General features: G+C 64.0%; 18 protein-coding genes. 9 read left to right on the top strand and 9 right to left on the bottom strand.

The window, feature by feature from the left end:
- Positions 1-14 precede the first annotated feature (14 nt).
- Positions 15-245 (top strand): hypothetical protein, encoded by a 231-nt coding sequence (locus AC1DYJ_RS15150; RefSeq protein WP_477286075.1) that lies wholly within the window; start codon positions 15-17, stop codon positions 243-245.
- A 122-nt stretch (positions 246-367) separates the two neighbouring features.
- Here the strand turns inward: AC1DYJ_RS15150 and AC1DYJ_RS15145 are convergent, their stop codons facing one another.
- From AC1DYJ_RS15145 to AC1DYJ_RS15120, 6 genes are all read right to left on the bottom strand, one after another.
- Positions 368-601 (bottom strand): DUF680 domain-containing protein, encoded by a 234-nt coding sequence (locus tag AC1DYJ_RS15145; protein ID WP_477286076.1) that lies wholly within the window; start codon positions 599-601, stop codon positions 368-370.
- 193 nt (positions 602-794) lie between these two features.
- Complete coding sequence (locus tag AC1DYJ_RS15140; protein WP_477286078.1) at positions 795-1439, bottom strand: TetR/AcrR family transcriptional regulator; 645 nt, start codon at positions 1437-1439, stop codon at positions 795-797.
- 124 nt (positions 1440-1563) lie between these two features.
- Positions 1564-2340: an SDR family NAD(P)-dependent oxidoreductase gene (locus AC1DYJ_RS15135; protein ID WP_477286080.1), complete on the bottom strand. Its 777-nt coding sequence runs from the start codon at positions 2338-2340 to the stop codon at positions 1564-1566.
- A gap of 19 nt (positions 2341-2359) precedes the next feature.
- Positions 2360-3397 (bottom strand): phosphotransferase, encoded by a 1038-nt coding sequence (locus AC1DYJ_RS15130; RefSeq protein WP_477286082.1) that lies wholly within the window; start codon positions 3395-3397, stop codon positions 2360-2362.
- Positions 3394-3909, bottom strand: coding sequence for a MaoC family dehydratase (locus tag AC1DYJ_RS15125; protein ID WP_477286084.1), 516 nt, complete (start codon positions 3907-3909; stop codon positions 3394-3396). Before AC1DYJ_RS15125 ends, AC1DYJ_RS15130 begins: the two co-directional genes overlap by 4 nt.
- Positions 3906-4721 (bottom strand): SDR family oxidoreductase, encoded by an 816-nt coding sequence (locus tag AC1DYJ_RS15120; protein ID WP_477286086.1) that lies wholly within the window; start codon positions 4719-4721, stop codon positions 3906-3908. Before AC1DYJ_RS15120 ends, AC1DYJ_RS15125 begins: the two co-directional genes overlap by 4 nt.
- A 138-nt stretch (positions 4722-4859) precedes the next feature.
- Here AC1DYJ_RS15120 and AC1DYJ_RS15115 point away from each other — a divergent pair, with 138 nt between their 5' ends.
- From AC1DYJ_RS15115 to AC1DYJ_RS15095, 5 genes are read left to right on the top strand one after another with little or no spacing between them, the layout of a single operon-like run.
- Positions 4860-5501 carry a TetR family transcriptional regulator gene (locus AC1DYJ_RS15115; protein ID WP_477286087.1) on the top strand — a complete coding sequence of 214 codons (642 nt, stop codon included), beginning with the start codon at positions 4860-4862 and terminating at the stop codon, positions 5499-5501.
- The gene (locus tag AC1DYJ_RS15110; RefSeq protein WP_477286089.1) at positions 5498-6739 is read left to right on the top strand and encodes an acyl-CoA dehydrogenase family protein; all 1242 of its coding nucleotides are present in this window, start codon (positions 5498-5500) and stop codon (positions 6737-6739) included. The genes AC1DYJ_RS15115 and AC1DYJ_RS15110 overlap by 4 nt, the downstream gene beginning before the upstream one ends.
- Before the next feature lie 4 nt (positions 6740-6743).
- A complete protein-coding gene (locus AC1DYJ_RS15105; RefSeq protein ID WP_477286091.1) occupies positions 6744-7712 on the top strand; it encodes an NADPH:quinone oxidoreductase family protein in 969 nt (322 codons plus the stop codon).
- Positions 7713-7724: 12 nt separating this feature from the next.
- Complete coding sequence (locus AC1DYJ_RS15100; RefSeq protein ID WP_477286092.1) at positions 7725-8762, top strand: zinc-binding dehydrogenase; 1038 nt, start codon at positions 7725-7727, stop codon at positions 8760-8762.
- 26 nt (positions 8763-8788) lie between these two features.
- On the top strand, positions 8789-9286 hold the full coding sequence (locus tag AC1DYJ_RS15095; protein ID WP_477286093.1) for a hypothetical protein: 498 nt from the start codon (positions 8789-8791) through the stop codon (positions 9284-9286).
- A gap of 29 nt (positions 9287-9315) precedes the next feature.
- Here the strand turns inward: AC1DYJ_RS15095 and AC1DYJ_RS15090 are convergent, their stop codons facing one another.
- From AC1DYJ_RS15090 to AC1DYJ_RS15080, 3 genes are all read right to left on the bottom strand, one after another.
- Positions 9316-12447, bottom strand: a complete 3132-nt coding sequence (locus AC1DYJ_RS15090) for an efflux RND transporter permease subunit (protein ID WP_477286095.1) — start codon at positions 12445-12447, stop codon at positions 9316-9318.
- On the bottom strand, positions 12444-13601 hold the full coding sequence (locus AC1DYJ_RS15085) for an efflux RND transporter periplasmic adaptor subunit (protein WP_477286097.1): 1158 nt from the start codon (positions 13599-13601) through the stop codon (positions 12444-12446). The genes AC1DYJ_RS15090 and AC1DYJ_RS15085 overlap by 4 nt, the downstream gene beginning before the upstream one ends.
- 169 nt (positions 13602-13770) lie before the next feature.
- Positions 13771-14598, bottom strand: a complete 828-nt coding sequence (locus tag AC1DYJ_RS15080) for a MurR/RpiR family transcriptional regulator (protein ID WP_477286099.1) — start codon at positions 14596-14598, stop codon at positions 13771-13773.
- Positions 14599-14744: 146 nt separating this feature from the next.
- Here AC1DYJ_RS15080 and AC1DYJ_RS15075 point away from each other — a divergent pair, with 146 nt between their 5' ends.
- The 3 genes from AC1DYJ_RS15075 to AC1DYJ_RS15065 all read left to right on the top strand — a co-directional run bounded on the left by AC1DYJ_RS15075 (position 14745) and on the right by AC1DYJ_RS15065 (position 18762).
- Positions 14745-15563, top strand: coding sequence for an N-formylglutamate amidohydrolase (locus tag AC1DYJ_RS15075; protein ID WP_477286101.1), 819 nt, complete (start codon positions 14745-14747; stop codon positions 15561-15563).
- Between the two features lie 19 nt (positions 15564-15582).
- Positions 15583-17127 (top strand): amino acid permease, encoded by a 1545-nt coding sequence (locus tag AC1DYJ_RS15070; protein WP_477426140.1) that lies wholly within the window; start codon positions 15583-15585, stop codon positions 17125-17127.
- A 78-nt stretch (positions 17128-17205) separates the two neighbouring features.
- Positions 17206-18762, top strand: a complete 1557-nt coding sequence (locus AC1DYJ_RS15065) for an amino acid permease (RefSeq protein WP_477286105.1) — start codon at positions 17206-17208, stop codon at positions 18760-18762.
- Positions 18763-18806 lie beyond the last annotated feature (44 nt).

Below are 18806 nucleotides of genomic sequence, written 5' to 3'. Positions count from 1 at the left end.
GAGGGAGAGCCGCCATGCCGCCGAAAGCCACGCCAAAGTCACCGGTCAAGAAGACGTCGGCGGTGCGCTCGTTCGAACATGAGCAGCATCACGCGGTGAGTGCCGAAGAGGAACTTGAGGAAGGTCTCGAGGACACGTTCCCGGCCAGCGATCCGGTGTCGATCACCGCGACCGCCATTCCTGGTGCGCCGGCAAGACCAGGCAAGGCCAAGACGGTGCCGGGCAGAAAGCCTCGCAAGAACTAATCCGTTCCGCGACGCTTGGGTTTGAACTCAGGGGAACCTCGGCCTGCGCCGAGGAAAACGGGCGGCCGGGATTGTCCTGCCGCCCTCAGTTGTTGTGCTGTGCGTGGTCGAGTTCCATCAACTTAGAACGTGCTCGGCACGATCCACGGGTCGATCTCGATGCCGAGGCGCGGGCCCTTGGCCTTGACGTCCGACTTTTCAACCGAGCCGGTCACGCTGCAATCGAGCTTGGCATTGGTCTTGGTGTCGACGCAGGTCGCTGCCGGAGCCTGCTTGGGCGAAACAGTGTTGCTGCCTGCGAAAGCCGAGCCGGAGAGCGCCAGCACGGTGGCGAGAGCGAGAAGGGTCTTGTTCATGTCAGTCTCCATCGGTTAATTTGGTTTCGTACATGTACGATACAACGTACAGATACGCCCGAGGAAACGGACTTTCAAGTCAGAAAACGTACACGTACGAAAATTTTTTTGAACACCTGATATCGCGGCGTACTGACACAGCCGAAGTGTCGGGCCGGACGTTCAATCGGAGAGCCGGGGAATACCCAGGTGATCAGCAAATGACCGGGGTCTCGGTCAGCGGCGGCACGTCTTGCGTGGTGAGCGAGGCAAGGGTGGAATCGCACATCCGCCTGACGAAAGCCTGCGGGTCGCCAAAGGGGTAGAACGGAAAGGTAATGAGCAACGAGATGGTGCCGTGGCCGACCGCCCACAGCATGGTGGCGATGGCACGCGCATCGCCGTGCAATTTGCCGGCGGCGACGCAGGCTTCGACCCTGGAGATCAGCGCTTTCATCGCCGGGTTGCCCTCTTCCATCTCCTCATAGCTTCTGCCTTCCGGCAGCTTGGTCTTTTCGGTCATGAAGACGGTGCGGTATTCGTTGGGATTGCCGAGCCCGAAGGCGGCATACTCGGTCATCACCGCCTTCAGCGCCTCGATCGGGTCGTCGGACGGGTGCGCCTCGATGTTGCGGGCAAGTGTTTCGAACGCATCCTCGGCCAGCGCAAACAGGATGTCCTGCTTGTCGGCGAAGTAGGAATAGACCGACATCGGGGCATAGCCGACCCGGTTGGCCAGCTTGCGGATGGTCAGACCTTCATAGCCCTCTTCCTTGACGAGCTTGTGGGCTGCGTCGAGCAGCTCGGAACGCAGTTCTGCCTTTTGTTTTTCGCGGCGTTTCTGGACGCTCAGCGGCACGTGAGTCTGCCTTCATGTGGTGGGTGTTGGCTAAATTATATACGCTGTACGAAAACGAACAAGGGCGCCGTAGGTTCCCCACGGCCAATGGTTACCAAATCGGGGGTAAATCAAATCCTGGGTATCAAATCGCGCCGACGCCGCCATCCACGGCGAGCGTGTGGCCGGTCATGAAGGAATTCGAGGGGTCGGCGGCAAACAGGATGGCGGTCACCACCTCGTCGACTTCGGCCACCCGCTTCATCGGCACGCCGCGCGTCAACTCGGCCAGCGCCTCGGCTTCCGGGGCGCCAGAGATGCGCACGAAGCTGTCGACCATGGCCGTTCTCGTATGTGCTGGGCAAACGGCATTGATGCGTATGCCCTTGGTGGCGTATTCGGCGGCCGCCGATTTGGTCAGCCCGACGACGCCATGCTTGGCGGCGGCATAGACCGACAGTTTCGGCGCGCCGACCAGCCCGGCAACCGAGGCGATGTTGACGATGGCGCCGCCTTTGCCATCCGATTTGAACTGCCGCTCCATCTCAGGGATCTGGTGCTTCATGGCGTAGAAGACGCCGAGCAGGTCGATCTCCAGCACCCGGCGCGCCTCGTCGGAGGCCACTTGCGGCAGGCGCACGAAACTCTGGACGATGCCGGCATTGTTGATGGCGATATCCAGCCGGCCGAATTTCTCCGTGGCCAGTTTGACCAGGTCTTCGGACAGTTTTTCGTCCGCGATGTTGCCGGCGAGGATAGCGGTCTCGGCCTGCAGCGAGCCGGCGAGATCGGCCAGCGCCTTGTCGTCGATATCGGACAGCACCAGGCGGGCGCCCTCGGCGGCAAAGCCTTTCGCAGCACCCCGGCCGAGGCCGCCGGCGGCACCCGTGATCAGCACCGTTGCTCCGTCAAAACGGCCCATTTCAGCTCTCCCGGATTTTTCAGGTCTTGGTGTCGATGATGTCCACGGCGAGGCCGGCCAGCTGCTTGACGATCTCGCCATAGATCTGGGCTTTTCCCGGATTGGACGCGTTGCCGTCCAGCGCGCGGCGGTAGACGCCCTGGCAGATCGCAGCCAGCCGGAAGAAGGAGAAGGCCAGGAAGAAGTTCCAGTTGCCGATGCCGGTGAGCCCGCGCCGCCGGCAATAGGCGGCGACATAGTCCTCCTCTGAGGAAAGGCCTAGCGCGGCCCGGTCGATACCGCGCAGGCCGCGCAGGCTCGATGCGTGCGGCAGCCGCCATTGCATGCACTGATAGGCGAGATCGGCGAAGGGGTGGCCGAGCGTCGACAGTTCCCAGTCGAGCACCGCCAGCACCTTTGGCTCACGGGCTGCGAAAATCATGTTGTCCAGCCGGTAGTCGCCATGCACCAGCGAGACACGGCCGTCATCGGCCGGCATATGCGTCTCCAGCCAGGCGATCAGCCGGTCCATGTCGGCGACGGTTCCCGTCTCCGAGGCGCGATACTGGCTGGTCCAGCGTGCCAGCTGGCGTTCGAAGTAATTGCCGGGCTTGCCGAAATCGCCGAGCCCGACGGCCTCGACATCGACGTCGTGCAGCGCCGCCAGCGTGGCGTTCATGGCATCATAGAGCGCAGCGCGCTCCTCATTGCCGCCGGCTTCCGGCACGGTCGGATCCCAGAAGATGCGGCCGTCGAGGAACTCCATGACGTAGAACATGCGCCCGATTGGCGAGTCCTCACCCGACAGATGCAGCATCCGGGGCACCGGCACGGCGCTGCCGGCAAGCGCCTTCATGACGGTGAATTCGCGATCGACCTGGTGCGCCGATTTCAAAAGCTGGCCCGGCGGCTTGGCGCGCAGCACATAGCGGCCGCTGGCCGCGGTCATGAGATAGGTCGGGTTCGACTGGCCGGATTTGAATTTTTCGATCGTAGAAAGCCCGGCAAAACCCGGGATGTGCGCCTCGAGATAGGGTGCGAGCGCTGCCTGGTCGAGCGCGTTGGCGTCGCCGCTCATGCAGTCTCCGGCTCACGCTCGATCAATGTCAGCGTCAGCCAGCGCGCGGTTAGCGCCGGCTTCTTCGAGCCCTCGATTTCGATGGTCACGTCATGCGCCGTCTGCACCCAGCCCGAGGGCCTGACCTTGACGTCGGCCAGCACGAAACGGGTGCGGATGCGCGAACCGGTCTTCACCGGCGCCAGGAAGCGCAGCGAATCGAAACCGTGGTTGACGCCCATCTTGCCCTTTTCCAGCGGCGGCATGGTCTCGAAGGTCATGGCCGAGAGCAGCGACAAAGACAGGAAGCCATGCGCGATGGTGCCGCCGAACGGCGTCTCTCGCTTTGCCCGCTCGGGGTCGCAATGGATGAACTGGTGGTCGTCGGTGGCGTCGGCGAACTGGTCGATCATGGTCTGGGTGACCACGCGCCAGGGTGAGACGCCGACTTCCTTGCCGACGCTGGCCAAAAGCACATCGAGACTGATCGGTTCCACTGCGGTGTCCTCCGTTTGCCGCCGACCGCGGCTCATTCCTTGAACAGTGTCAGCCCATGCTGCACCGACTGCCCGCCGTCGATCGGCAGGATGGCGCCGGTGACATAGGAACCGGCACGGCTGCACAAATAGAGGGTTGCGCCGCCAATGTCATCCGCCACGCCGATACGGCCGATGGGGACATGGCTGCCGACATGTCTGGCCTTTTCCTCGGTGCCGGTGGCAAAGGCGGTCATGCGGCTCTGGAAGGGGCCGGGCGCGAAGGCGTTGACGGTAATGCGCCGCGCCGCAAGCTCGATCGCCAGGGTGCGCGTCAGATGGTGAACGGCGCCCTTGGACGCGGTGTAGGAGTAGGCATCGTCGGCCAGCGGCTGCGTGCCCATCACCGAACCCAGATTGATGACGCGCGCCGGATCGGCATCGCTGGCGGCGGCTTCGAGCAGCGGCAGAAGTTCGCGCGTCAGGTGGAAGACGGCGGTGACGTTGACGGCCAGCACCTTGGCCCAGCCGTGATAGGGAAAATCCTCCAACGTGGCGCCCCAGGATATGCCGGCATTGTTGACGAGGATGTGCAGTTTTTCGGTGCGCGCCTTGACCTCGGCGACCAGTGCGGCAATGCCGGCCTCGGTCGAGACATCGCCGGCAAAACCTTCGGCGCGGCCGGAGGTGCCCAGCGCGTTCAATTCGGCGGCGACCTTGATGCAATCCTCGCCTTTGCGCGAGGCGATCATCACGCTGGCGCCGGCCTGGACCAAAGCGGTCGCAACCATGCGGCCGATGCCGGTTGCGGCTCCTGTCACCAGCGCGGTCTTCCCGGCAACTGTAAACAGCTCGTCGAGATAGCTCATCGATCCTCCCCGCGGAAACGCCGCCTCTTTGGGCGGTTGCCGCATTGACAACATACCCGGTAGTATGTTCAACTTTTGCGCAGACGTAAAGGCCTTGAATGCAGCATCGCTGCGGAAGCAGGCGAAAGGCGAAATCCGATGCTCAGCGTCGAAGTTCCACTGCTGGACCGCCCGCGCGCCGACATATTGCGCGCCGCCGCCATCTGTTTCATGCAGCGCGGCTATGCCGCGAGTTCGATCGACGATGTCGCGCGCAGCCTCGGCTCGACCAAGGGCCGCATCTACCACCATTACCCATCCAAGGCCGACTTGTTCGCCGATGTGTTCCGCGCCGGCATGGATATGAATTTCGCTGCGATAGAGCCGGTGCGAACGCTGCCCGGCCCGGCGATCGGGCGCTGGCGCAAGATGGCTTCCATCCATTGCGGCCAGATGATCCGCACCAAGCCGTTCCAGCGCGTCGTCTGGGAAGGCGTCGAGCTTTATCTGCGCGGTGCGACCACACCCGAACAGCGCGAGGAATTTACCAGGCTGATGCAGTATCGCGATGCCTATGGCCGCATCTTTCGCGAGGCGATTGCGGCTGCGCGCGACGAAGGCGACATGCGCTTCGACACGATCGGCATTGCCGAGCAGTTGATGTTCCTGACGCTGAACTCGCCGCTGTTCTGGTACACGCCGCGACCGGCCGAGACCGACGGCGATGTCGAGGCAATAGTCGGCGAGGTCGTCGCTTTCGCGGCGCGTGGTCTGGGTGCGGCTGAGGAGAACATACGATGAGCGACATGAATCTCGGCATGACCGAGCGACTGAAGCCGATCCACGCCCGCGTCGCCACCATGGTGCGTGAGGAAATCATGCCGCTCGACCATGAATTTTTGAGCGAGGTCGGCAAGGCGGGTGACCGCTGGGTCTACAGCGCGCGGCAGACCGAAATCCTCGAAGGGCTGAAGAAAACCGCCAGGGAACGCGGCTTGTGGAATTTCTGGCTGACCGGCTCCGAGCGCGGCTATGGCCTGTCCACCGTCGAGTACGCCTATCTCGCCGAGGAGATGGGCAAGGCGCATCTGGGCGCAGAGACGTTCAACTGCTCGGCGCCGGACACCGGCAATATGGAGGTGCTGGAGCGCTACGGTTCGGAGGATCACAAGAAGGCATGGCTGGAGCCGCTGCTCGAAGGGAAAATCCGCTCGGCCTATCTGATGACCGAGCCGGATGTGGCTTCCTCCGACGCTACCAACATCGCCATGCGCTGCGAACGGCAAGGCAATGACTATGTGCTGAACGGCGAGAAATGGTGGGCGTCGGGCGCCGGCGATCCGCGCTGCGCCATCTATGTCGTCATGGTCCGCACCGGCAGCGATGCTGAGCCGCAGCATCGGCGGCATTCGATGATCCTGGTGCCGTCCGATACCAAGGGCGTGACCAAGCTGCGGCCGATGCAGGTCTATGGCGACGACGACGCGCCGCATGGGCATATGCATCTTCGCTTCGACAATGTGAGGGTGCCGGCATCGAACCTGATCCTCGGCGAGGGCAGAGGCTTCGAGATCGCGCAAGGCAGGCTCGGCCCGGGCCGCATCCATCACTGCATGCGCGCCATCGGCCAGGCCGAGATGGCGCTGGAAATGCTGTGCCAGCGCTCCGTGCGGCGCGAGGCCTTCGGCCAGAAGCTGGCAAAACTCGGCGCCAATTTCGACATCATTGCCGAATGCCGCATGGAGATCGAAATGGCGCGGCTGCTCTGCCTCAAGGCGGCGTGGATGATCGACCGGGGCGATGCGCGCGCCGCGGCGCCCTGGATCAGCCAGATCAAAGTCATCGCGCCCCGCGTCGCGCTGAAAGTCACCGACGAAGCGGTGCAGATGTTCGGCGCGCAAGGCATCAGCCAGGATACGCCGCTGGCGCGCTCCTGGACGCATCTGCGAACCCTGCGGCTGGCCGATGGGCCGGACGCGGTGCATCGCCGGCAAGTGGCGCGCACGGAGCTCAGGAAATACACGCAGGAAAAGGTATGACGGCATGAAAGCCATCATCGCCCGCGACTTCGCGCCGCTCGACCAGCTCGTCTATGGCGACTGGCCGGAGCCGGAGGCGAAGGGCAATACCGTCGTCATCGGGGCCGAGGCGATCGGTGTGAACTATCCCGACGGCCTGCTCGTCCAGGGTCTTTACCAGATGAAGCCGCCACTGCCCTTCGTGCCCGGCATGGAGGTCGCGGGACGGGTGGTCGCGGTCGGGCCTGACGTGCAATCGGTCAAGGTCGGCGACCGGGTCGCCGCGCTCTCGACCCATGGCAGCTACGCCGAGCGGGTGGCTGCGGCCGAGCCGTTCGTCATGCCGCTGCCTCCTGATATGCCTGCCGCAGACGCGTGCGCGCTGCTGGCCGGCTACGGCACGTCGCACTACGCGCTGAAGCAGCGCGGCGTGCTGAAAGAAGGCGAAACGCTCTGCGTGCTGGGCGCGGCCGGCGCCACCGGCATCGCCGCCATCCAGATCGGCAAGGCGCTTGGCGCCCGCGTCATCGGCGTCGCCTCATCGGAGGAAAAGCGCCGCATCGCCGCCGAGGCCGGCGCCGACATTGCGCTCGGCTACGACAACCTCAAGGAAGCGCTGAAAGAGGTCACCGGCGGCAAGGGCGTCGATGTCGGCTTCGATCCGGTCGGCGGCGAAACCTTCGACGTGCTGGCCCGTTCGATGGCGTGGAACGGAAGGCTGCTGGTCATCGGCTTTGCCTCCGGCACCATCCCGCAATTCCCGGTCAATCTGGCGCTGGTCAAGGGCTTTTCGGTCGTCGGCGTGTTCTGGGGCGCGTTCACGGCCAAGGAGCCGCGCGTCTATGCCGACAATATGAAGGAGCTTGTCGGCTGGTATCTCGCCGGCAAGGTCCGGCCGGTGATCGAAGGCACGTACCCGCTTGCCGACGCCGCCGCCGTGCTGAAGCGCGTGCTCGGCCGCGGTGCTTCCGGCAAGCTCATCCTCAAACCTTAAAGGAGCCCGGCCATGGCGATCCCCTCAGACATGAAAGCGCTGCTGCTGACCGGCGACGGCTACACAAGAACGCCGACCGGCAGCGTGCTGGAGGCGATGGAGCCGTATCTGCAACCGGGCACCATCGGCGTGCCGACGCCCGGGCCGAGCCAGGTGCTGATCAAGGTCAGCCTCGCTTCGATCAACCCGTCCGACGTGATGTTCATCAAGGGTCAGTATGGCCAGCCGCGCGCCAAGGGCCAGCCGGCCGGGTTCGAGGGCGTCGGCACCATTGTTGCCACCGGCGATGAACCTTATCCGAAAAGCCTGGCCGGCAAGCGCGTCGCCTTTGCCACCGGTGTCACCAACTGGGGCGCCTGGGCTGAATACGCGGTCGCCGAAGCCGCTGTCTGCATCCCGCTGCTCGACACCGTCCGCGACGAGGACGGTGCGGCGTTGATCGTCAACCCGCTGACCGCGATCGCCATGTTCGACATCGTCAAGGAGGCCGGCGAAAAGGCCTTCATCATGACCGCCGGCGCCAGCCAACTGTGCAAGCTGATCGCGGGCCTCGCCAAGGAGGCGGGGTATCGGCCGATCGTCACTGTGCGCCGTGACGAGCAGATACCGCTGCTGAAGGAGATTGGCGCTGTCCATGTGCTCAACGAGAAGGCGCCGGATTTCAAGGCGAAGCTGCGCGAGGTGGTCAAGGCCGAACAGCCGCGCATCTTCCTCGACGCGGTGACTGGCCCACTGGCTTCGACCATTTTCGACGCTATGCCGAAGCGCGCGCGCTGGATCATCTACGGTCGGCTCGACCCCGACACCACTGTCATCCGTGAGCCCGGCCAGATGATCTTCCAGAACAAGCAGATTGAGGGCTTCTGGCTGGTCGAATGGATGCGCCAGTTCCGCGACAAACGCGGCCCGGCTATCATGGAAGCGCAGAAGCGCTTTTCCGACGGAAGCTGGTCGACGGATGTGACGGCCGTGCTGCCGCTGGACGAAGCGATGGCGAAGGTGCCGGCGGAACTCGCCAAGCCGAACGGGAAGGTGTTTATTAAGCCATAGATCAGACAAGTTCGAGGTTTCTCCCCATGAAGCAGCTATGGTTCGTTGCAGTCGTCCTCACGTCGATGGCAGGTACGATTTCTGCCGAGGCCGCCGACAAGTTCCCTCCTTCCTGGCGCAAGTCGATGACCAACGATCCCAGCACAAACTTCTTCCTCAAGAAATATTCGGCAGCCCTGGACGATCCTGCTGCGACCGCAGTCAGAAATATCGTGCTGGCGCGAGAACTCGGTTCGGAGTGTCAGTCGTCCAAACTCAACAGAGCCAAGCTCAAAGCATATGGCGACAGCACGCTCGGTGGGCTTTCGCCTGACGCCCTCAAGGCGGCAGCGTTTCAAACCGGCGTTGCACTGCGCGGTTTCGACTATCAAGATCTCGCTCACCTCTGTGCCGGAATAGACTATCAATTCGGGCCGAAAGGAGCACTGATCGCGGGTGCCATATCACCGGGGAAAGGTGAGCCAAAGCGCCGCTACGACCCGGCCAATCCGTACATCCAGCTTCCAGAGTTCACTGGTCAATAGTACAGGCGCACTATTGACAGGAGAGCCAACTATTCCGCCGGTTCGATATTCGTATACGCCGCTTCTTCCAGTTCGCGCTTCAGCCTTGCTTCCTCATGCGTCTTGGGCGTGACGAAGCGCCCGAGCAGGAGGTAGGCGACCGGGGTCAGGAACAGCGTCGAGACGGTGGCGAGGCCAAGCCCGCCGACGATGACCCAGCCGAGTGCGATGCGCGCCTCGGCGCCGGCGCCGGCGGCCAGCACCAGCGGCACGCCGCCGAGAATGGTGCAGATCATCGTCATCATCACCGGGCGGAGACGGATGATCGAGGCCTGCTCGATCGCCTCGCGTACGCCGAGGCCTCGATCGCGCAGCTGGTTGGCGAATTCGACGATGAGAATGCCGTTCTTGGCCATGACGCCGACCAGAAGCACCAGGCCGATCTGGCTGTAAGCGTTGAGGCTGGTACCGGAGAGCAGCAGCGCAAAGATCGCGCAGGCAAGGCCGAGCGGCACCGTCGCCATGATGATGACCGCGCTGACGAAGCTCTCGAACTGCGCGGCAAGCACCAGCAGGATGATGACCAGCGCGAAGCCGAAAATGGTGACCATGGCACTGTTGGTCTCGCCGAGCGTCGCGGCTTCCGCCAGCGGCAGGATGCGGCTGCCTGGCGGCAGCAGCGGCGTGGCGATCTGCTCGGCGACACCAAGCGCGTCGCCAAGCGCGAAATTGCCGCTCAGGTTCGAGGTGATCGCCACCGAGGGCTGCTGCTGTTCGCGCGTCAGCGATGGCGGCACGGCGCGCTCGGTGAGCGTGGCGATGGTCGACATCGGCACGAAGCGGCCGTCAGCGGTTTTCAGGAAGATGTTTTCGAGATCGGTCGGATCGTTGATCGGGTTGGTGGTCGAGACCAGTTTCACGCCATAGCTGCGGTCGGCGATGTAGACGTCGACGACATCGTTGCCGTCGAGCATCGCCTGCAGCGTGTTTGCGAGCCCTGATATGTCGATGCCGAGATCGGAAGCGCGTTCGCGGTCGATGGCCACCGCCAGCTGCGGCTGTGTCGGGTCGACGGAGAGGCGCGGCGTCTGGAAGCGCGGGTCGGCCTGCATCTGGGCGATGATTTTGACCGCGGCATCGCCGAGCGCCTTGCGGTCGTTGCCGACCAGCGCGAATTGCAGGCCGTTGCCGGCACCTCTGATGCCGAGGCTGTTGGCCTGCACCGGGAAGATGCGCACCGATGGCACCTGGCGGGTTAGCTGGCTGATCTCCGCCATGATTTCCTGCTGGCTGCGCGCCCGCTCGTCCCACGGCGCCAGCGTCATCACCATGAAGCCTGAGTTATAGGCGCCGTTCTGGCCGGCGTTTTCGAAGGTCGAGACGATCTCGCCGGAATCGCGCAGCGGCTGGATCAGCCGCTCGATCTTCTGCATCTGCTGCGTGGTGTAGTCGAGGCTGACGCCTTGCGGTGCATTGATGCGCAACAGCACGACGGCGCGGTCCTCGCTCGGCGTCAGTTCCTGGCGGATGGTGCCGAACAGGCTGAAGGCGACGCCTGCAAACAGCACCGCGACCAGAAGCACGATCCAGGGCGCGCCGAGGCAGGCGTGCAGGGCGCGCTTGTAGGCTGAATTCAGCGCGCCGCCGATGCGCGCGCCAATACCGTGGCCGCCTTCATGGTGGAGCGATGCGCTGGTCAGCATGCGCGAGGCCAGCATCGGGCACAGCGTCAGCGCTACCACGCAGGAGAGCAGCACCGACATGGCAAGCACAAAACCGAATTCGCGAAACAGGCCGCCGGTCTGTCCGGGCAGGAAGGAGATCGGCACGAAGACGGCGACCAGTGTCAGCGTCGTGGCGATGACGGCGAAGAACACTTCCTGGGCGCCGAGCACGGCGGCGGCGCGGGGCCCCATGCCTTCGTTGCGCCGTCGCACGATGTTTTCGAGCACGACGATGGCGTCGTCGACGACCAGGCCTGTGGCCAGCACCAACGCCAGCAAGGTCAGGATGTTGATGGAGAAACCGGCGAGGTAGATGGCGGCGATGGTGCCGATCATGGCGACCGGCATCGACAGGCCCGGGATCAGCGTCGCGCGCCAGTCGAGCAGGAAGATATAGATGACGATCAGCACCATCGAGATCGACAGGCCGAGCGCGATCTCGACCTCGTGCACGGCGCCGTTGACGAAGACGGCGTCGTCGCTGGTGATCTTGATCGACATGCCCTTGGGCAGGTTTTCCTGCAGTTTGGCGACCGCTGCCTTCACGCCGGTGGAAATATCCAGCGTGTTCGATTCCGCCTGGCGGATGATGCCAAGGCCAATGCCGGTCTTGCCGTCGGAGCGCAGCGAGGTCTGGCCGATATCGGGGCCGAGGGTGACGGTGGCGACGTCGCGGATGCGGGTTGTGCCGCCGACGATGATGTTTTCGAATTCTTCCGGCGTCGTCACATCGGCTGTGGTGCGAACGATCAGGTCCTGGTTGGTGGTGGTGATCGACCCGGCCGGCGAATCGAAGGCGACGGAGCCAAGCGCTGCCCTCAAGTCGGCGACGGTGAAGCCCAGGCTCGCCAGCTTGTTTTGGTCGACATCGATGCGGAAGATCTTGTCGCGGTCGCCATAGACCTGGACGTCGGCGACGCCGGGCACCGCGGCCAGTTCGTCCTCGATCTGGTCCTGGACGATCACCGTCATGTCCTGCACCGACATTGAATCGGAGGTGACGGCCAGCCGCATCACCGGATCGGAATTGGCGTCGGCCTTGACGATGCGCGGCGGATCGGCGGTCTCCGGCATCATGTTGGCGACGCGGCCAACGGCGTCGCGCACATCGGAGGCGGCGACGTTCAAATCGACGCCGTCGTTGAACTCTATGGTGACGCGGCTCTGGCCAAAGGAGGAGGTCGACGAGATCGACTTGACGCCGGAGACGCGCGCCACCGCGCCCTCGATCGTGTCGGTCAGTTCACGGTCGACGGTTTCGGCGGCCGCACCCTCGAAGACGGTCGACACGGTGACGACGGCGCGATCGACGTCGGGCAGTTCGCGGATCTCGACGCCGTAGAAGGCGGCGAGGCCCGCCACCGCGATCAGCGTGTTGAGCACGAAGGCCATGACCGGCCTGCGGATGAAGAGCGCGGTGAAGCCGGTTTCGCTGGCGGCGTTGACGGGTGCGGTCATGAGCCTTCGGCGGCGTTGGCGGCGCGCTGGCCGGCGATGCGGACCTCGCCGCCTTCGCTGACGCTCTGGGTGCCTTCGGTGACCACCATGTCACCATCCTCGATCTCGGCGTCGATCAGCACCGTCTCGGTGTTGCGCTGGATGATGCGCACGGGAACGCGTTTGGCCTTGCCGTCCTCGACCTGCCAGACATAGGCGCCGTCGGAGCCCCACAGGATCGCCAGCGGGCTGACGGCCGGATAGGTGTCGCCGGGGAAGCGCATGGTGATGCCGAACGACATGCCGGCGCGCAGCGAATCCGCCGGATTGGCGATCGCGGCCTTGACCAGAAGAGTGCGGCTCTTTTCGTCGATATGGTTGTCGATGGCCGACACCGTGCCGGTATAGGCTTTGCTCGGATTGGCGATCGGCGTCGCCGACAGCTGCGCGCCGACCTTGACGGCGGCGGCAAAGCGCTCGGGCACTAAGAACTCGACCAGGATGGAGGAGCGGTCGTCGAGCGTGGCGATCGCCGACTGGCTGGTCACGTAGTTGCCGGCCGAGATCGGCAGGATGCCGACGGTGCCCGCTATCGGCGCGACGATCGAGCGTCGCTGCAAGGCGAGTTCGGCGTCCTGGAGCGCGAGTTTGGCGCCGGCCAGCACCACTTCGGCATCGGCGACGGCAACAGGTGTCGCGGCGTTGGAAGCGCGCAGCGACTTCACCCGCTCGAGCTTGTTCTGGGCATCCTGCAGAGCGAGCTTGGCGCGATCCTGAGAGATCACCTCGGTTTCGGAATCAAGGACGGCGATGACCTGCCCCTTGTCGACGCGAGTGCCGGACTGGACGAGGAATTCCACCAGCCGGCCGGAGCTGTACGGGTTGACCGTGACCGAGGCGTTCGCGCGGCCGGTGCCGATCGCCTGCAGGCGGTCGTTGATGGTGGCGGTGCCCGCCGGCAAGGCAACGACATTTGCCGGCCGCCCGGCGGCGCTGCGGCCATTCGCCTGTTTCGTCGTGTCGACCGCGCCGGTCGTGGCGGGCGCCGAGGCATAGGCCCAGTCGATGCCCCAGCGTGCCAGAACCTCCGGCGCGCCCGGAAAGAAGCGCGCCCAGGCGAGGGCAGCCGCGACCAGGATCACGAGCGCAAGAACGATCTGTTTCCAGGCGGCCATCGGCACTCCGGTTGGCAAAAACGTCTTCCGGTTTTCGAAACACAAAACCGCGGCGACGCACCCCTCACTGTGCGAAGCCACGCAATATCATGGCTTTATGGCAATTCTGCCGCGGCCATGCACATTAAATCTGCGTAACGTTGCGCGTCTGGGGCCGGGATTGAGGCTTTCAGCGCAGTCCCTCCAGGTCGCGGATGCGCTTGGCGCTGTCGGTCTCGAGCTGCCGGGTGACGGCGCCGATCAGCGTCTCGGCGACGACGAACAATGCCGCCGAGGAATCCCAGGCCGACGGCACGGCGGTGCGTCCGGCAATGACATGGCGGGCGAAGCGGGCGATCGGCGACAGCCACTGGTCGGTGAACAGCACGATCTGCACGCCGCGCTGATGCGCCGTCTCGGCAAAACGCACCAGGCTGTCCTGGTAGCGCCGGATATCGAAAATCACCAGCACGTCGCGCTTGCCCATGTCGATCAGCCGGTCGCGCCAGATGCTCTCCTGGCCGGCGAGGTGATAGACATCGGGCTGGATGATGGCGAGGTGGGCGGCCATGTAGCGCGCCAGCGGGTCGGTGAAGCGGCCACCGATCAGAAAGGTCTTGCCGCGCCGCTCGGCAAGCCTGGCCGCGATGTCGGCAAGTTGCCTGTCGGAGAGATGCCTGAAGGTCTCGCGCATGTTGTCCAGCGTCGCTTCCAGCATCGGCGATACGGCACTGCTGCCCGGCGATGCGGGGTTGAGCGTGCGCGATGCCGGCGACTGCAACTGCGCCGCCAGTTCGTCCTGCAGCGCCGACTGGAATTCGGGATAGTTCTGGAACCCCAGCCTGGAGACAAAGCGCAGGATGGTCGGCGACGACACGCCGGCGGCGGCCGAGAACTCTGCGACCGTCTTCAGGCCGATCAGCGGATAGTTGGCGATCAGCGTCTGTGCGGCGCGGCGTTCGCCAGCCGGCATCGTGCCAATGCGGTCCGAAATCAGTTCGGCAATGCTGGAAATCATGGTTTTCCCCCGCTCTTGGCCCGGTCCGTCATGCTTCCCCGAAATCGCATTTGACAAAGCCTGACAAACTGTATGAAATCATCCACAGGGACGCAATGAGGCAAAATACGTAACATAAGATACAGCGCTCCCCAGGGGACGGCAGTATGGAGAGAGCACGGCCCGCCAGCCTTGCATCGTCTGATACCGTAAGGGTGACGAACCCCGGCGGGTCCAGCCCGTTCGTGCTGACCTGCGACCACGCTTCCAATTTCCTGCCGGCCGAATTCGGCACGCTCGGCCTGAGCGCAGAAGATCTTTCTCGCCACATCGCCTGGGACCCGGGCGCGCTGCCGGTGGCAAGCCGCATGGCTCAGGCGCTCGATGCGACGCTGGTCGAAACCCGCATCTCGCGCCTCATCATCGACTGCAATCGTCCGCTCGACGCGCCGGACCTGGTTCCGCCAGTCAGCGAGACCACGATCATTCCAGGCAATACCGGCCTTTCGGACGCGCAGCGCGCCGAGCGCATCGGTTTGTCGTGGCGCCCGTTCCATGACACGATCGCCAACATCATCGACGATCGGCTGGCGCGCGGGCAGGAGACGTGGCTGGTGTCGGTGCATTCCTTCACCCCAGTCTACAAGGGCAAGAGCCGGCCTTGGCATATCGGCATCATCCATGATGACGACCGCCGGCTGGCGTCGCCGCTGATAGCAGCACTCCAGCGTCTTGCCGGCGTTACCGTCGGCATCAACGAACCCTATTCGCCGGCCGACCGCGTGTACTTCACCCTGGAGCGGCATGCGCGCTCGCGCGGCCTTGCCTGCGCGATGATCGAAATCCGCAACGACGAAATCTCCGGCGAGACCGGGCAGCGGAAATGGGCGGATCTGCTCACCGGCATCTTTTCTGATCTGGAACCCGAGGAGGCCAAGGGTTCCCGGCGACACGCAATGGGAAAATCAGTTCAATCGGCCAGCTAGAAACACGAGGGGAACGAAAATGGCAGGACCGGATACATCAGACCATGAGAGGTCGGAGGACGTAAAAACCCTCCATAGCATGGGCTATGCCCAGGAATTGGCTCGCCGCATGAGCGGCTTCTCGAACTTCGCGATTTCCTTTTCGATCATTTGCATTCTGGCGGGCGGCATCACCTCCTTCCCGCTGGCCATGGCGACCGGCAGTGGCTTCGAGGCGACCGTCGGCTGGATCATCGGCGGCGTCTTTGCGCTTATCGTGGCTGCCTCGCTTGGCCAGATCGGCTCGGCCTACCCAACGGCCGGCGGTCTCTACCACTGGTCGTCGATTCTCGGCGGACGCGGCTGGGGCTGGGCCACGGCCTGGATCAACCTGCTCGGCCTGATCTTCGTCGTCGCTTCGGTCAATGTCGGTGTCTATGCACTGTTCAAGGACCTCGTCTGGTCCGGCGTGTTCGGCCACGACGTATCGGCGTGGGGCTATCAGGAGCAGGTGATCGGCGTTGTGATCATCACCGTCGCGCAGGCGCTGATCAACCATTTCGGCATCAAGCTCACCACCATACTGACGGATTTCTCGGGCTACCTCATTCTGGTCGTCGCCGTCGTGTTGACCGCCATGTTCCTGATCTGGGGCGCAAGCTGGGATTTCTCGCGGCTCACCACATTCGTCAACAACACGGGTGATCCGGGCGCCGGATACGTTCCCACCGCACGGACGGCACTCGTCGCCTTCCTGATCGGCCTGCTCTACCCGCTCTATACGATCACCGGCTTCGATGCCTCGGCCCACACGTCCGAAGAGACCCACAATGCCCGCGTGGCGGTGCCGCGCGGCATGATCCATTCGGTTCTGTGGTCGCTGGTCTTCGGCTTCGTCATGGCCGTGTCGTTCGTGCTGGCCAGCCCCGATCTGGCAGCTACGGCCAAGGACGGCGCCAATGCCTGGTTCAATCTCTTCAACAACCTGCCGGCACCATTCTGGCTGAAGAGCATCATTGCCATCTCGATCGTGCTGGCGAACTTCATCTGCGCGCTCGCCGGACTGACGTCGACCTCGCGCATGATCTTTGCCTTTGCGCGTGACGGCGGCCTGCCCGGTTCGTCGGTGTGGAAGACGGTCAGCCCGACATGGCGTACGCCGGTGGCGGCGATCTGGCTCGGAGCGGTGCTCGCGGTCGCGGCAACTTTGTACTCGCCGGCCTTTGCCGCACTGGCCGCCGGCTGTGCATTGTTCCTCTACGTGTCTTACGCCATGCCGGTGGCGGCCGGCCTGCTTGCCGAGGGCAAGACCTGGACCGAATTCGGTCCGTTCCGCCTCGGCGTCTGGTCCAAGCCATTCGCCGTCATCACGGTGCTTGGCGTTCTGGTCCTGATGTATGCCGGCATCCAGCCGCCATTCGACATCCTGATCAACTATGCCATCGGCCTGATCGTTCTGCTCGTGGTTCTGTGGTTCGGCATCGAGTCGCGCCGCTTCAAGGGCCCGCCGATCGGCGCCGATATCGCTCGCCGCGCGGCGGAGATCGCGGCTGCGGAAAAAGCCGTTGGCCAGACGGCCGGTTAACAGCAAGACTAAATGCCCCGGCCGGCGCAAGCCGACCGGGGCAAGGCCCGCCAGCTAAGAACGCAAAGGGGACTTCAAATGGCAGCACCGGGTTATTCAGACACAGACAAGGCGGAGGACGTAAAGCACCTCCACAGCATGGGCTATGCCCAGGAACTGGAGCGGCGGCTCAGCCGCTTCTCGAATTTCGCGGTTTCCTTCTCCATCATCTGCATCCTGTCGGGCGGCATCAACTCGCTGGCACAGGCAACGTCGGGCGCCGGCGGCATCGGCATCGGCATCGGCTGGCTGGTCGGCTGCTTCGTCTCGCTGACCTTCGCGGTGGCCATGTCGCAGATCAGTTCGGCCTATCCGACGGCGGGCGGCCTCTATCACTGGGGTTCGATCCTCGGCAACCGCGGCACCGGCTGGGTGACGGCCTGGCTCAACCTGCTCGGCCTGATCACCGTGCTCGGCGCCATCAATGTCGGCACCTGGACGTTCTTCGTCGGCGCCTTCGGCCCGACGCTCGGCATCGAGGGCACGCTGACCAACCAGATGATCTTCCTGGTCATCATCACCGGCGCCCAGGCACTGATCAACCATCTCGGCATCAAGCTGACGGCGAAGCTGACCGACTTCTCGGGCTATCTGATCTTCTTCGGCTCGATCCTGATCGCGGTTGTCTGCCTGTTCTCCGCCGACACCTGGGACTTCAGCCGGCTCTTCACCTTCCACAACTACTCGGGTGAGGCTGGCGCCAGCGTCTGGCCGTCGGTCTCGAATGCCTGGGTGTTCGCGCTTGGCCTCTTGCTGCCGATCTATACGATCACCGGCTACGATGCCTCGGCGCACACTTCCGAGGAAACCATCAAGGCGGCGTCCTCGGTGCCGCGCGCCATGGTCATGTCGGTGATCTGGTCGGCGGTGTTCGGCTATCTGTTCCTGGCCGCCTTCGTGCTGATGATCCCGAACATGGACGACGCCGCCAAGCAGGGTTGGAACGTGTTCTTCTGGGCCTTCGACCAGCGCGTCAGCCCCGGCCTCAAGGAGTTCGTCTATCTTGTTGTGTTCATCGCCCAGCTGCTGTGCGGCCTCGCAACCGTCACCTCGGCTTCGCGCATGATCTTCGCCTTCTCGCGTGACGGCGGCCTGCCCGGCTCGGCGGCGCTGGCCAAGGTCAGCCCGACCTACCGCACGCCGGTGGCGGCGATCTGGACGGCATCGATCCTGTCGGTGCTGTTCGTCTGGGGTTCGACACTGGTTTCGGTTGCCGGCACCTCGGCCTACACCATCGTGGTGTCCTGCACCGTCATCTTCCTGTTCCTGTCCTTCACCGTGCCAATCGTGCTCGGCATGATGGCCTGGGGCACGCCGAAGTGGGACAAGATGGGGCCGTGGAATCTGGGCCGCGGCATCTTCATGCTGTTCGGCGTTCTCTCGATCATCTCGATGATCCTGATCTTCGTCATCGGCATTCAGCCGCCAAACGACTGGGCGCTCTACATCACCGTCGGCTTCTTCATCCTGACGGCGATCGTATGGTTCGCTTTCGAACGCAACCGCTTCCAGGGTCCGCCGCTCGGCGACATCATCGCGGCCCGCCAGGCAGCGATCAAGGCAGCCGAGCAGGCGGTCGGGGAAACCGGCCACTGACGTCAATCACCATGGCCATGGCCGGCCTCGCGCCGGCCATGGTT

Source organism: Mesorhizobium sp. P2_B11, from assembly GCF_056404855.1.
This window is presented reverse-complemented; position numbering and strand designations above follow the sequence as displayed.